Here is a 15453-nt window from a genome sequence, read left to right as displayed (position 1 = left end):
CAGCACCTCGAACGGAGGAGTCCATGGCCAACGAAGAGCATGAAGACAACACCGCTTACAAAGTCGTCGTGAACCACGAGGAGCAGTACTCGATATGGCCAGAGTACCGGGAGAACCCCCTCGGCTGGCGTGACGCGGGCAAGACCGGCACCAAGGCCGAGTGCCTCGATCACATCAAGGAGGTCTGGACCGACATGCGGCCGCTCAGCCTCCGCAAGCAGATGGAGGAGGGCCGGTCGTCGTGACCGACTCGAGCGCTTTGTCAGCGCCGCGAGAGGCGCCGGATGACACCGCGCTCGGCGAGGCGGCGGGCCTCTCGCGGTCGTTCTTCCCAGGCGGCGCGCTGCCGCTCGTCGTGAGCCCGATCGGCCGCGGCGACGGCAGCGTCCCTGCGCTCGCCGCGGCCATCCGGGCGTGCGCGGAAGAGGAGCTGATCCGGCACGGAGCGGTGCTGTTCCGCGGCTTCCCGGTCCGATCGACCGCCGACTTCCACGCCTTCGTCCGGCTCGTGACGCCGGATCTGCTGGACTACACGTTCGGGTCGACGCCGCGCTCCCACGTGCAGGACCGGATCTACACGTCGACGGAGTACCCCGCTCACCAGCACATCCCTCTTCACAACGAGCAGTCGTACACGCTCGATTGGCCGCTCAAGATCTGGTTTCACTGCGCGCAGGCCGCGCCCGAGGGCGGCAGCACCCCGATCGCGGACAGCCGCGAGGTCTTCCGGCGCATCCCGGCACGGATACGGGAGCGCTTCGCGGCGAAGAAGGTGATGTACGTCCGCAACTACGGGAACGGCCTGGACCTGCCGTGGCAGAAGGTGTTCGGCACGAACGACCGGGCCGAGGTCGAGCGCTTCTGCCGGGCGGCAGGCATCGAGTGCGTGTGGAAGGCCGACGGCGAGCTGCGCACGCGCCAGGTGTGCCAGGCCGTGGCCACCCACCCGCGCACCGGAGAGCACGTGTGGTTCAACCAGGCCCACCTGTTCCACGTCTCCAACCTGGAGCCGGCCGCGCGGGAGGCGCTCCTCTCGATCTTCGCCGAGGAAGACCTGCCCCGCAACGCCATGTATGGAGACGGATCGCCCATCGAGGGCGCCGCGCTCGACGAGATCCGCGACGTGTACAGGCAGCTCGCCGTGGAGTTCGCCTGGCAAGAGGGCGACGTGCTGCTTGCGGACAACATGCTGGTCGCCCACGGGCGCGCGCCGTTCCGCGGCCCGCGCAAGGTCCTTGTCGCCATGGCCGAGCCATACCGGGCCAAGGCCTCCTGAGGTTCTTTCATGCGTGAGGATGTCTTCGTTTTTCCGATGAGCTTCGCCCAGGAGCGGCTGTGGTTTCTCGCCCAGCTCGAGCCGGAGAGCGCTTCCTACAACCTGGCCACGGCCGTGCGGCTCACCGGATCGCTCGACGTCGCCGTGGTGGAGCGCTGCCTCTCCGAGATCGTGCGCCGGCACGAGATCCTGCGCACGACGTTCGCCGTCGTCGACGGGCAGCCCTCCCAGATCGTCCAGCCCGACGGGGCGGCGCGGCTCGAGCGGCTCGACCTCGGCGTCCTGCCGCCGGCGCAACGGGAGGCGGAGGTCCGGCGCGTGATCGAGCGCGAGGCGCGGCGGCCGTTCGACCTCACGAGCGGCCCGCTCCTCCGGCTCACGCTCCTGCGGCTCGGATCGGAAGAACACGTCCTCCTCTGGGTGGTCCATCACATCGTCTTCGACGGGTGGTCCACGAGCCTGGTCCTCGGCGAGTTCGCCGCGCTCTACACGGCGTTCGTCGCGGGCCGGCCCGCCCCGCTCACCGAGCCGGCGCTCCAGTACGCGGACTTCGCGCACTGGCAGCGCCAGCGCGTCGAGGGCGGATTGCTCGAGACCCAGCTCGCCTACTGGAAGAAGCAGCTCTCCGATCAGCCAGGGGTGCTCGAGCTGCCCACGGATCGGCCCCGGCCGGCGACGCAGCGCTACCAGGGAGCGCGGCGCTTCTTCCGCGTGCCCGGCGCGCTCGCCGAGGCGCTCGGCGCGCTGGCGCGGCGCGAGGAGACGACGCTGTTCGCGGTGCTGATGGCGGCGTTCCAGGCCCTCCTCGCGCGCCACGCAGGGACGTTCGACATCAGCGTGGGCACGCCGGTCACGAACCGGAGCCGGGCCGAGCTGGAAGGGCTCGTCGGCTGCTTCGCCAACACCGTCGTGCTCCGCGCCGATCTCTCCGGGGATCCGCCGTTCGCGCGGCTGCTCGGCCGGGTCACGCAGACCGTGCGGGAGGCGCAGACGCACCAGGAGGTGCCGTTCGATCAGGTGGTGGAGGCCGTGAGCCCGGTCCGCGACCTGAGCCACGCGCCGCTCTGCCAGGTGATGTTCGCGCTCCAGCCGGTGCTCCGGCAGCCGACGGAGATCCCGGGCCTCGGCGTGCGCCTCCTCGATCTGGACGTGGGGGGCGCCCAGTTCGATCTGTCGCTCGACGTCGCGCCCGACGAGGACGGGCTGGCGGCCGCCCTCGAATACGACACGGACCTGTTCGACGAGGCGACGATCGCGAGGATGGCCGATCACCTCCTGCGCCTGCTCGCGGGCGCGGCGGCGAGCCCCGGCACGCGCCTGTCGGAGCTGCCGATGCTCGCGGCCGAGGAGCAGCGGCAGGTGCTCGGGTGGAGGACGACCGGGGCGCTCGGCGCAGCCCCGCGCGCCGTCCACCGGATGTTCGAGGAGAACGCCGCGCGCGCGCCCGGGGCGACGGCCGTCGTCCACGAGGAGCAGCAGATCACGTACGGCGAGCTCGATCGGCGGGCCAACCAGCTGGCGCAGCTGCTCCGGCGGCGCGGGGTGGGGCCGGAGGTCCGCGTGGGCCTCTGCCTGCCGCGCTCGATCGAGATGATCGCCGCCGTGCTGGGCGTGCTGAAGGCGGGCGGCGCCTACGTCCCGCTCGATCCCAACCTCCCCCGGGAGCGCGTCGCCGCGTTGATCGACGGCGCCGGGATCCGCGTGGTGATCGCCCAGGAGGGCGCGGCGGCCGAGCAGCTCCCCGGCGTGGCGGTGATCCAGCTCGACGCCAGCTGGGCGTGCGTGCGCCGCGAGGTCTCCTCCGCGCCGCCGCCGCCGGCCGGCGAGCCTGCGCCCGAGCAGGCGGCCTACATCCTCTACACCTCCGGCTCGACGGGGACGCCCAAGGGCGTCGTGGTCCCGCACCGGGCGATCGCGAGCTTCGTCGAGGTCGCGGCCGGGGTCTACGAGATCTCGTCGCGCGACCGGGTGCTGCAGTTCGCGTCGCTGAGCTTCGACGCGAGCGCGGAGGAGATCTTCCCGTGCCTCGCGCGAGGCGCGACGCTCGTGCTGCGCACCGAGGCGATGCTCGAGTCCGTCGCCGGGTTCCTCGCGGCGTGCGGCGCGTGGGGCGTGACCGCGGCGGTGCTGCCGACCATGTACTGGCACCGCATCGTCGCGGAGCTCGGCGAGGGCGCGGCCCTGCCGCCGTGCCTCCGGCAGATCGTCATCACCGGCGAGGCGGTCTTGCCCGAGCGGGTGAGCGCCTGGCGAGCGTCGCCCGGCGCCGGGCGCGTCCGCCTGCTGAACGCCTACGGCCCGACCGAGACCACGGTGACCGCGACGGTCAGCAACCTGTCGGCCGCCGTGGACCCGCGCGACGCGTGGGTGGTCCCCATCGGCCGGCCGCTCGCGAACACGCGGGCATACGTGCTCGATCCCGCGGGGCAGCCGGTGCCGGCCGGCGTCGTCGGAGAGCTGTACCTCGGAGGCCAGGGGCTCGCGCGCGGGTACTGGGCGCGCCCGGATCTCACCGCGGAGCGCTTCGTCCCGGATCCCTTCGCGGACCGGCCGGGAGAGCGGCTCTACCGGACGGGGGACCGAGCGCGATGGCGCGCGGACGGGCAGATCGAGTTCGCGGGCCGCGTGGATCACCAGGTGAAGCTGCGCGGCTTCCGGATCGAGCCCGGGGAGATCGAGGCGCGGCTCGGCGAGCAGCCCGGCGTGCGCGAGGCGGTCGTGATCGTGCGGCAGGACCGGCCGGAGGAGCGGCGCCTCGTGGCGTACGTCGCGGCCAGCGCGGACGTCTCGCCGGAAGAGCTCCGGCGCGCGCTCAAGGAGCAGGTGCCGGACTACATGGTGCCCGCGGCGTTCGTGGTGCTGCAGGAGCTGCCCCACACGCCGTACGGCAAGATCGACCGGCGCGCGCTGCCGGCGCCGGCCGCGCCGAGCGGCGAGGCGGCGGCGCCGCGCACCGAGGCCGAGGCGGCGCTCGCGGGGATCTGGGCGGAGCTGCTGGGGCGCCCGGCGGTCGGGATCCAGGAGAACTTCTTCGAGCTGGGAGGCGACTCGATCCTCGCGCTCCAGGTCGTCTCCCGCGCGCGGGCCGCGGGCCTCTCGCTCACGCCCCGGCAGATCTTCCAGCACCAGACGATCGCCGATCTGGCCGCGGTGGCGGCGCCGGCCCCGGCGTCGGTCGCGGCGGCGACGCTCGCGCCGCTCGCGCCGCTCGCCGAAGACGCGCCGCTCACGCCGATCCAGCGCTGGTTCTTCGCGCTGGGCGGGCCGAACCCGCACCACTGGAACCAGACCGTGCTGCTCGAGCTGCGGCAGCGGATCTCCGTCGAGGCGCTCACGGCCGCGGTCCGGGCCACAGCCGACCACCACGGCGCGCTGCGGCTGCGGTTCACGCGCGAGGCGGACAGCGTTCGCCAGCGCTACGCGGGCGCGGCTGGCGCGGAGGTCGCGCGGGTCGACCTGTCGGACCTCCCCGCGGAGGCGCAGGCCGCGGCGCTGGCCAGGGCGGCCGGGGAGCACCAGGCGCGGCTCCACCTGGCCGAGGGGCCGCTCCTCCGCGCGGTGCTGTTCGATCTGGGCCCGGAGCGCCCGGGCCGGCTCCTGCTGATCGCGCACCACCTCGTCGTCGACGCGGTCTCCTGGCGGATCCTGCTCGAAGATCTCCAGACCGCCTACCGGCAGCACGGCGCCGGCGAGGCGATCCGGCTCCCCGACGAGACCCTCTCCTTCGGCGAGTTCGCCCGGCGCCTCTGCGCGCACGCCCGATCCGAGCAGGCGGCGCTGCAGGCCGAGGCGTGGATCGCCGCGAGCCGCCCCACGGCGGCGCTGCCCGCGGACGATCCGGCCGGCGGGTCGCTCGAGGCGGAGACCGTCTACCTGACCCAGTTCCTCGCCGCCGAGGACACGCGCGCGCTGCTGCAGGCGACGCCCGCGTACCGGATGCGCGTGGACGAGATCCTGCTCGCGGCCTTCGCCGGAGCGCTCGCGCAGTGGACGGGCGATCCGGCCGTGCGCATCGACCTGGAGGGGCACGGGCGCGACGCGCTCGACGACGTGGATCTCTCCCGGACGGTCGGGTGGTTCACGAGCATCTACCCCGTCCGGCTGGAGGTCCCGGCGAGCACGGAGCCCGGCGGCGTGCTCAAGGTGACGAAGGAGCAGCTCCGCGCCGTCCCCCGGGGCGGCGCCACGTATGGCGTCCTCCGGTACCTGAGCGAGGACGAGCGCGCGGCGCGGCTCCGGGAGCACGCGCCGCCGCAGGTGGGCTTCAACTACCTCGGGCAGTGGGACGATCTGTTCGCGTCGAGCCCGCTGTTCGCGCACGCCGAGGGCGACGTCGGACGCACCCAGGATCCGCGCACCCCGCGGGCCTACGAGCTGGAGGTCGACGCGGCGATCGTCGGCGGGCGCCTCCGCGTGATGTGGAACTACAGCGGCGCCCGCTACCGGCCCGAGACGATCGCGCGCCTCAGCGAGGACTTCGCGGCGCGGCTGCGCGCCCTGGTCGCGCACTGCCTTTCGCCGGACAGCGGAGGCTACACGCCCTCGGACTTCCCCTTCGCGCGGCTCGATCAGGCCAGGCTGGACCGCCTGCTGGGCACCGGCCGCGACGTCGAGGACGTCTATCCCTTGAGCCCGCTCCAGCAAGGGCTGCTCTTCCACAGCCTGTGGGAGCCCGGCTCCGGCGTCTACGTCGAGCAGGTGACGTGCCGGCTGGAGGGCGCGCTCGACGTCGACGCGTTCCGCCGGGCCTGGGAGGCCGTCGTGGAGCACCACGGCGTCCTGCGCGCGACCTTCGCGTGGGAAGGAGCTGACGAGCCGCTCCAGGTCGTGAGGCGCGGGGCGGCGGTGGAGATCGAGCTCGAGGACTGGCGCGACGCCGGGGCCGAGGAGCAGCGGGCGCGGATGGCCGCCCGCGTCGACTCGGATCGCGCGCGGGGCTTCGATCTGGCCCGGGGCCCGCTGATGCGCGTCGCGCTCCTGCGCGTGGGCGACGAGGCCCACCACGTGCTCTGGAGCCACCATCACCTGGTCCTCGACGGGTGGGCGGCGTCCCTCGTGCTGCAGGACGCCTTCGCCGCCTACGACGCGCTGCGCGCCGGCCGCGCGGTCGCGCTGTCGCCGCGCCGGCGCTACCGCGAGTACATCGCCTGGCTTCGCGAGCGGGACGCCGGCGCCGAGGCGCCGTTCTGGCGAGGCGCGCTCTCCGGCTTCAGCGCGGCGACGCCGCTGCCCCTGGAGCGCGTCACGCCGGCCGAGGGGACGAGCGGCCACGGGGCGACGATCGTCTCGCTGTCGGAAGCGGCGACAGCGCGCCTGCAGCGCTTCGCGCAGCAGCACCGCGTGACGGCGAGCACCCTGGTCCAGGCCGCCTGGGCGCTCCTGCTGAGCCGGGCGGCCCGGAGCGACGACGTGGTCTTCGGCATCACGGTCGCCGGGCGGTCGGCGCCGCTCGCCGGGATCGACGCCATGATCGGGCTCTTCATCAACACGCTGCCCCTGCGCGTGGCGGTGCCGCAGGCCGCCACCGTCGCGGACTGGCTGCGCGATCTCATGAGGACGACCACCGAGCTCGGACCGCACGAGCACACGCCGCTGGCCCAGGCGCGGGCGTTCAGCGCGATACCGGCGGGACAGCCGCTGTTCGAGAGCTTGCTCGTCTTCGAGAACTATCCCACCGATCCTCGGACGCAGGAGGGGTTGCCCGGGCTCGGCGTCCGCGACGTCGCGTTCGCGGACCAGACCAACTACCCGCTCACGCTGGCCGTCCTGCCGGGGAGCCAGCTCCAGCTGCGCCTGTCCTTCGACCGGCAGCGATTCGACGAGGACGCCGCTTCCCGCCTGCTCGGCCTCGTGGAGGCGGCGCTCAGGCAGCTCGTCAGCCGCCCCGAGGCGCGGGTCGGCGAGCTATCGCTCCTGGGCGAGCTGGAGTCCCGGCGTGTCGTGACGGACTGGAACGCGACGGGGCGCGCGTATCCGGAGGAGCTTCGCGTCCACGAGCTCTTCGAGGCGCAGGCGGAGCGGGCGCCGGACGCCGTGGCGGTGATCTTCGACGAGAAGCGGCTGAGCTATCGAGAGCTCAACGCGCGCGCCAACCAGGTGGCACACGCGCTCAGGAAGCGCGGCGTGGGGCCGGACGCGCTCGTGGCCATCGCGGCAGAGCGCTCCGTCGAGCTGGTCGTCGGGCTGCTCGGCATCCTCAAGGCCGGCGGAGCCTACGTGCCGATCGATCCCGATTACCCGATCGACCGCATCGCCTTCATGCTCGAGGACGCGGCCGCGCCGGTCCTGCTGAGCCAGTGGCCCGTGGCGTCGCGCCTGCCGGCGCACGGCGCCCAGGTGCTGTGTCTGGACGCCGATCGCGCCGAGATCGACAGGGAGCCGACCGGCAATCTCGCGACCCCGCTGTCGCCGGACAACCTCGCTTACACCATCTACACCTCCGGCTCGACCGGGCGTCCCAAGGGCGCCGGCAACAGCCACCGTGGCCTGCTCAACCGCCTGCAATGGATGCAGGAGCGCTACGGGCTCACCCCGGACGACCGGGTGCTCCAGAAGACGCCCTTCAGCTTCGACGTCTCGGTCTGGGAGTTCTTCTGGCCGTTGATGATGGGCGCTGGCCTCGTCGTCGCGAGGCCCGGCGACCACCGCGACGGCGAGCGGCTCGTCGAGCTGATCACCCGCCACGGCGTCACCACGCTCCACTTCGTCCCGCCCATGCTCCAGGCCTTCCTGGAGACCCCGGGCGTGGACGCGTGCCGGTCGCTGCGCCGGATCATCTGCAGCGGCGAGGCGCTGCCCGCCGAGCTCGCGCGGCGGTGCTTCGAGCGGCTCGAGCGCGCCGAGCTCCACAACCTCTATGGCCCGACCGAGGCCTCGATCGATGTGACCTACTGGGCCTGCGAGCGAGGGGACACCTCCGCCTCGGTGCCCATCGGCTACCCCATCGCCAACACCCAGATCTACCTGCTCGACCGCCACGGCCAGCCGGTGCCGGCGGGCGTCGCGGGAGAGCTCCACATCGGCGGCGTCGGGCTCGCCCGCGGCTATCACCGCCGGCCCGCCCTGACCGCGGAGCGCTTCGTGCCCGATCCGTTCGGCTCCGCCCCTGGAGGGCGCCTGTACCGGACAGGCGATCTGGCGCGCCATCGCCCCGACGGAGCCATCGAGTTCCTCGGCCGCCTCGACTTCCAGGTCAAGATCCGCGGCCTGCGCGTCGAGCTCGGCGAGATCGAGGCCCGCCTGCTCCAGCACCCCGGCGTCGGCGAGGCCGTCGTCCTCGCCCGCGACGAGGCCCACGGCGGAAAGCGCCTCGTCGCCTACGTCACCGGCCGCGCCGACGGCGCCGTCCTCGATCCGAAGCTGCTCCAGGCATGGCTCGGCGAGGTCCTCCCGGCCTACATGGTGCCCTCGCCGATCCTCGTGCTGGACCGGCTGCCGCTGTCGCCCAACGGCAAGGTCGACCGCCGCGCGCTGCCGGCGCCGGACGCGGCGGCGGCGGCGGTCCATCGTCCGTACGTCCCGCCGCGGACCGAGGCGGAACGGATCCTCGCCGAGGTCTGGGCCGAGGTGCTCCACCGCGAGCGGGTCGGCATCGAGGACAACTTCTTCGAGCTCGGCGGCGACTCGATCGTCACGTTGCAGGTCATCGCGCGCGCCTCCCAGCGAGGGCTCCACGTGACGCCCAAGCTGCTCTTCGAGCACCCGACCGTGATGGAGGCCGCGGCGCGGCTCGCCGTGGCCCCCGCGCCGACCTCGCCCGCGCCGCCGCCGCCCCCCGACCCCCCCGACGCCGAACTCTCACCGGAAGAGTGGCGCGACCTCCTGGAAGAGCTCGACAGGTGAACCGTGTCTCCTAAGCCTCCTCCTTCAGCCAACATCGAAAGCGTCTATCCCCTCTCGCCCATGCAGGAGGGGATGCTGTTCCACACGCTGCTCCGCCCGTCCTCGGGCGTCTACCTCGTCCAGAACCGCTATCGCCTCGAGGGCGAGCTGCGGACCGACGCCTTCGTCCAAGGCTGGCGGCACGTCGTCGCGCGGCATCCGATCCTGCGCACCTCCTTCGTCTGGAAGAGCCAGAAGCGCCCGCTCCAGGTCGTCCACAAGGCGGTGGAGCTGCCGTTCGACGTGCTCGACCTCCGCGGCCTCGCCCCCGAGGCCCAGGAGGCGCGCCTCTCCGCGGAGCTCCGGGCCGAGCTCGAGGCCGGGTTCGACTTCGGCAAGGCGCCGCTGATGCGCGTCCGCCTCGTCCGGCTCAGCGACCGAGTCCACGAGTTCGTGCACAGCTTCCATCACATCCTCCTCGACGAGTGGTGCATGTCCGTCCTGATGACGGAGTTCCTCGCCCACTACGAGGCCCAGATACGGGGCGAGGAGCCCGATCTGCCGCCCGCGCGCCCGTACCGCGACTACATCGACTGGCTCGGGCGACAAGACCTCCCGGCCGCAGAGGCGTTCTGGAGGTCCGCCCTCAAGGGCTTCTCGGCCCCGACGCCGCTCGGCTTCGAGGAGCCCCTCGCCCCGGCGGCGGAAGATCAGCAACACTTCGACGACCTGGTGGTCCGGCTCGGCGCGGCGCCGACGGCCGCCCTTCGCGGGCTCGTCCAGCGCCATCGCCTCACGCTCAACACGATCGTGCAGGGCGCCTGGGCCCTGCTCTTGAGCCGTTACAGCGGTGAACCCGAGGTGCTCTTCGGCGTCACCGTCGCCGGACGTCCCCCGGAGCTGCCAGGGGTCGAGTCCATCGTGGGCCTCTTCATCAACACGCTGCCGCTGCGCGTGGCGGTCCCCGCGGACCAGCCGCTCCTGCCCTGGCTCGCGGCGCTCCTCGAGCAGAACCTGAAGCTGCGGCAGCACGAGCACACGCCGCTCGTCGACATCCAGCGCTGGAGCGAGGTCGAGCGCGGACAGGCGCTGTTCCAGAGCCTCCTCGTGTTCGAGAACGCGCCCGTCGATCCCGCGCTCCGCGAGGGGCGCATCGCCTTCCAGGCGCGGGAGGTGGAGGATCGCGGCCACACGAACTACCCGATCACGATCACGTCGTGGCCCGCCGCGGAGCTGCCCCTCAGGCTCTCCTACGACCGGTCGCGCATCCGGCCGGAGCTCGCGGCCCGGCTGCTCGGACACCTCCGCACGCTGCTCGAGGGCATGGCGGCCCATCCCGGCGCGCGCCTCGGCGATCTGCCGCTCCTCACGCCGGCCGAGCGGGACCAGGCGCTCCTTTCGTGGAACACGACGAGGACCGGCGAGCAGGATCTCTCGTCCTACGCCGCGCGGTTCGAGGCCCAGGTGGCGCGGACACCCGACGCGGTGGCGGTGTCCTGCGGGGACCGGCGGCTCACCTATGCCGAGCTCGACCGCGCGGCCAACCGCGTGGCGCACGCGCTCATCGCGCGCGGCGTCGGCCCGGAGGAGCGGGTCGCGATCGTCGATGACCGCGGGATCGAGCTGCTCACGATGATCATCGCCGTGTTCAAGGCCGGCGGAGCCTACGTGCCGCTGGAGCCCGCCTACCCTGCCGAGCGCGTGGCGCGCCTCCTGACGTCGAGCGAGCCCCGCGTGGCGCTGACGCGCGACCGGCACCGCGACGATCTGGAAAGAGCGTTGTCTTTGCTGGGAGGGCCGCGCCGGCCAGCGGTCGTGACCATCGAGGACGCCCTCGCCGCGGCCTCGTCGAACGAAGCCCCGGAGGCGCGCGGCGGACCGGATCACCTCGCCTACGTCATCTACACCAGCGGCTCGACCGGGGTGCCGAAGGGCGCGATGGTCGAGCGGCGCGGGATGCTCAACAACATGCTGAGCAAGCTCCCGCGGCTCGGGCTCACGGCGGGGGACGTGATCGCGCAGACGGCGTCGCCGTGCTTCGACATCTCGGTCTGGCAGCTGCTGACCGCCCTGCTCTTCGGCGGGGTGGTCGACATCGTGCCCGACGAGATCGCGCGCGACCCGGGCCGCCTGCTCGAGCACGTCGAGCGCCGCGGGATCACCGTCATCGAGGTCGTCCCTGGCGTGCTCCAGGGCATGCTGGACGCGGCGCGCGAGCCCCCTGCGCCCGCGCTGGAGCGGCTGCGCTGGATCCTGCCGACCGGCGAGGCGCTCCCGGCCGCGCTCGCCCGGGAGTGGCTCCGCCGCTATCCGGCGGTCGCGCTCATGAACGCATACGGGCCGGCGGAGTGCTCGGACGACGTGGCGCTGCACCCGCTGACGACGCCGCCCGCCGCGCACGAGGCGCAGGTCCCGCTCGGGAGGCCGGTGGACGGCCTGCGGCTCTACGTGCTGGATCACCTCCTCGCCCCGCTGCCGGTGGGCGTGTGCGGCGAGCTGTACGTGGGCGGGATCGGCGTGGGGCGCGGGTACCTCGGCGAGCCGCGCCGGACCGCGGAGGCGTTCCTCCCCGACCCGTTCAGCCGGGAGCCGGGGCGCCGGCTCTACCGAACCGGGGACCTCGGGCGCTACCGCCCCGACGGCACGATCGAGTTCGCCGGCCGGCGCGACCACCAGGTCAAGATCCGCGGCTTCCGCATCGAGCTCGGCGAGATCGAGGCGCGGCTCGTCGAGCACGCCGCCGTGCAGGAGGCCGTGGTGCTGGTCCGCGAGGACCGGCCAGGCGCGAAGCGGCTCGTGGCGTACGTGACCCCGTCCGATCCGGCGCTGTCGGCGGAGGATCTGCGCGCCTGGCTCGCGGCGCGGATCCCCGGCTACATGGTGCCGCCGTCGTTCGTGTTCCTCTCGGCGCTGCCCCGCACGCCGAACGGCAAGGTGAATCGACGCGCGCTGCCCGCCCCCGGGTCCGGCGACGCGCCCGGCCACGCGCCCCCGCGCACCGCGATCGAGGAGCAGCTCGCCGGGATCTGGGCCGAGGTGCTCGGCGTGGAGCGGCCCTCCGTGGAGGACTCCTTCTTCGACCTCGGCGGCCACTCCCTGCTGCTGACGCAGGTCTTCGCGCGCGTGCGCCGCGCCTTCGAGGTCGAGGTGCCGCTCCGGACGCTGTTCGAGACGCCGACCGTGGCCGCGCAGGCGCGCGCGGTGGAGGCGGCCCGGGGCCGGCCGGAGGCGCTCCCGGCGCCGCCGCTCGTCGCGCAGCCGCGCACGGGTCCCATGCCCCTGTCGTTCGCGCAGGAGCGCCTGTGGTTCCTGGCGCAGCTCGAGCCCACGGCGGCCTCGTACAACATCCCCGCGGCCGTGCGCCTGGCCGGCGCGCTCGACGTGGACCGGCTGCAGCGCAGCTTCGAGGCGGTGGTCCGCCGCCACGAGCCGCTGCGCACGAGGTTCGTGGAGATCGAGGGCCGGCCGGCGGCGGTGATCGGCGCGGAGCAGCCGGTGGCGCTCTCGATCGTCGACCTCCGCGCCGCGCCCGCGGAGGCTCGTGAGGCGCAGGCGCGGCGCACGCTCGAGGCGGAAGCCAGCCGCGCCTTCGACCTGACCGGAGGGGCGCTGTTCCGGATCACCCTGCTGCGCCTCGGCGAGCGCGAGCACGCCCTGCTCGTCGTCCTCCATCACATCGTGTCGGACGGGTGGTCCCTCGACGTCCTCGTCCGCGAGGTGATGGCGCTCTACGCCGCCGACCTGGAGGGCCGGCCCGCGGCGCTCCCGCCGTTGCCGATCCAGTACGCCGACCACGCCGCGTGGCAGCGCGCGTGGCTGCAGGGGCCGGTGCTCGATCAGCAGCTCGCCTACTGGCGGCAGCGGCTCGGCGCGGAGCCGCCGGTCCTGCGGCTGCCCACCGACCGGCCACGGCCCTCGTCGCGCTCGTACCGGGGCGCCTCCTTCGCCTTCACGCTCCCGCGCGATCTCTCCGCCCAGCTGAGCGCGCTGGCCCGCGCCCAGGGGGTGACCTCGTTCGTCCTGCTGCTGGCCGCGTTCCAGACGCTGGTCGCGCGCATCAGCGGCCAGACGGATCTGTGCATCGGGACGCCGATCACGAACCGCGCCCGGGTGGAGCTCGAGGGCCTCATCGGGTTCTTCGTCAACACGCTCGTGCTGCGGACGGACCTCGGCGGGGATCCACGCTTCACCGATCTGCTCGCGCGCGTCCGGGAGGAGGTGCTGGCGGCGCAGGCGCACCAGGATCTGCCGTTCGAGCACCTCGTGCAGGCGCTCCGGCCGGCGCGGGACCTCGGCCATACCCCGCTGTTCCAGGTGATGTTCTCGCTCCAGGAGGCCTCCCGGCGCGCGCCGCCGATCGCCGGGCTCGAGATCCTGCCGCTCGACGTGGATCCGGGCAGCGCCCAGTTCGACCTGTCGCTCCACATGACGGCGGCGCCGGAGGGCCTGAGCGGCGCGTTCGAGTACAGCACGGATCTCTTCGAGGAGCGCTCGATCCGCCGCATGGCGGACGACCTCCGCGCGCTGCTGGAAGGGATCGCGGCCCGGCCGACCGCGCGGCTCGGCGAGCTGCCGCTGCCGGAGCCGCCGGCCGCAGCGCTCCCGGAGCCACGCGAGGCAGCGCCCCACGCCGACGCGGGCGGCGCGTCCGACGCGCGCCCGGCCGCGACGCCGGACGCCGCTCCCGCCACGGCCGTCGAGGCGCAGCTCGCGGAGATCTGGGCCGCGGTGCTGGGGCGCGAGCGCGTCGGCCGCCACGACAACTTCTTCGAGCTGGGAGGCGACTCGATCCTGAGCCTGCAGGTCGTGTCCCGCGCGAAGCAGGCGGGCCTGCGCCTGACCGCGCGCCAGATGTTCCAGCACCAGACCCTCGCAGCGCTGGCCGCCGCCGCGGACCTCTCCGCGGGCGTCGACGCGGCGCCGGCCGAGGAGGACGCCGCGGCGGGAGACGTCCCGCTGACGCCGATCCAGCGGCGGTTCTTCGCGCGCGGCCTGCCGAACCCGCACCACTGGAACCAGTCGCTCCTGCTCGCGGTCTCCGAGCCGCTCGAGTGGCCGGCGCTCGAGGCGGCGGTGCAGGCGCTCCTGCGCCACCACGGCGCGCTGCGGCTGCGGTACGTGCCCGAGGCGCACGGCTTCCGTCAGGCGCTCGCGTCCTACGAGCCTGCCACGGTCGTGCACCGGACGGACCTCGCCCGCGTGCCCGAGGCCGAGCAGCCGCGGGCGCTCGAGGCGCACGCCGCCCGGTGGCAGGGCAGCCTCGACCTGACCGCGGGGCCGCTGCTGCGCGTGGTCGGGTTTGACCTTGGCGCCGGCAGGCCGGGGCGGCTGCTGCTCATCGTGCACCACCTGGCCGTCGACGGGGTGTCGTGGCGGATCCTCCTCGAGGATCTGGAGGTCGCCTACGACCAGGCCCGCCGCGGAGCGCCGGCGCAGCTGCCCGACAGGACCATTTCGTTCGCGCGGTGGGCGGCGCGCCTCGAGGCCGCGGCGCAGGACGCCGCCCTCCAGGAAGAGGCGGCCTTCTGGCTCGGGCTGCCCTGGGATCGCCTCGCGCCGCTGCCGGTCGACGAGCCGGCGGGGGATCGCGCGGAGACGGCCATGGCCACGCTCAAGGTCGGCCTGAGCGGTCCGGAGACGCGGTCGCTGCTGGAGGCGGTGTCGGACGCGTACCGGACGCGGATCGACGAGTTCTTGCTGGCCGGGCTGGCCCTGGCGCTCGCGCGGTGGACCGGGCAGCCGCTCTCGGCGATCGAGATCGAAGGTCACGGGCGCGAGGCGCTCGATGGGGAGGAGCTGGACCTGTCGCGCACCGTCGGCTGGTTCACGAGCGCCTACCCGGTGCTGCTCGAGGTCGCGAGCGACGCGGCGCCGGGCGACGTGCTCAAGGCGGTGAAGGAGCAGCTGCGCCGCGTGCCGCGGCGCGGCCTTCCCTACGGCGCGGTGCGGGAGCTGGGCACGGGGGCGATCGCCGACCGGCTGCGCCGCCTGCCGACGCCGAGCGTCGCATTCAACTACCTGGGACAGTGGGATCAGGTCATCGGCGCCGGCGCGCGGTTCTCCCTGGCCGCGGAGTCGCCCGGCGCCGAGCACGACCCGCGCAGCCTGCTCGCGTACGAGATCGAGATCGACGCCGCGACGTACGACGGCCGGCTCGAGGCGACCTTCCAGTACAGCGCCGCGCGATATCAGGAAGAGACGATCACGGCGGTCAGCGGGCTGTGGCGCGACGCCCTGAGGGAGCTGATCGCGCACTGCCTGTCACCCGACGCCGGCGGCTACACGCCGTCGGACTTCACCGACGTCGCGCTCGCGGCGGACGAGCTGGACTCCATTCTGGAAGCCTTGGACTGACG

At 73.7% G+C, this 15453-nt stretch carries 4 protein-coding genes; all 4 read left to right on the top strand.

Features of this window, described 5'->3' with window-relative positions; genetic code table 11:
- Positions 1-23 precede the first annotated feature (23 nt).
- The 4 genes from WME97_RS44205 to WME97_RS44190 all read left to right on the top strand — a co-directional run bounded on the left by WME97_RS44205 (position 24) and on the right by WME97_RS44190 (position 15451).
- Positions 24-245, top strand: a complete 222-nt coding sequence (locus tag WME97_RS44205; protein WP_437546993.1) for an MbtH family protein — start codon at positions 24-26, stop codon at positions 243-245.
- A gap of 98 nt (positions 246-343) precedes the next feature.
- On the top strand, positions 344-1276 hold the full coding sequence (locus tag WME97_RS44200; protein ID WP_437555616.1) for a TauD/TfdA family dioxygenase: 933 nt from the start codon (positions 344-346) through the stop codon (positions 1274-1276).
- Between the two features lie 36 nt (positions 1277-1312).
- The gene (locus WME97_RS44195; RefSeq protein WP_437546991.1) at positions 1313-9118 is read left to right on the top strand and encodes an amino acid adenylation domain-containing protein; all 7806 of its coding nucleotides are present in this window, start codon (positions 1313-1315) and stop codon (positions 9116-9118) included.
- A 3-nt stretch (positions 9119-9121) separates the two neighbouring features.
- Positions 9122-15451 (top strand): amino acid adenylation domain-containing protein, encoded by a 6330-nt coding sequence (locus WME97_RS44190; RefSeq protein WP_437546989.1) that lies wholly within the window; start codon positions 9122-9124, stop codon positions 15449-15451.
- Positions 15452-15453: the final 2 nt, after the last annotated feature.

The sequence above is a fragment of the Sorangium sp. So ce367 genome, assembly GCF_051520455.1.
In the GTDB taxonomy this organism is placed as follows: Bacteria; Myxococcota_A; Polyangia; order Polyangiales; family Polyangiaceae; genus Sorangium; species Sorangium cellulosum_B.
Note: the sequence above shows the minus strand (reverse complement) of the source record. Positions and strands in the feature narration are given on the sequence as shown.

What these genes read in the sequence shown, in the direction of transcription:
- WME97_RS44195 (WP_437546991.1), top strand. Translation starts at nt 1,313, where the DNA reads ATGAGCTTCGCCCAGGAGCGGCTGTGGTTTCTCGCCCAGCTCGAGCCG.
- WME97_RS44205 (WP_437546993.1), top strand. Translation starts at nt 24, where the DNA reads ATGGCCAACGAAGAGCATGAAGACAACACCGCTTACAAAGTCGTCGTG.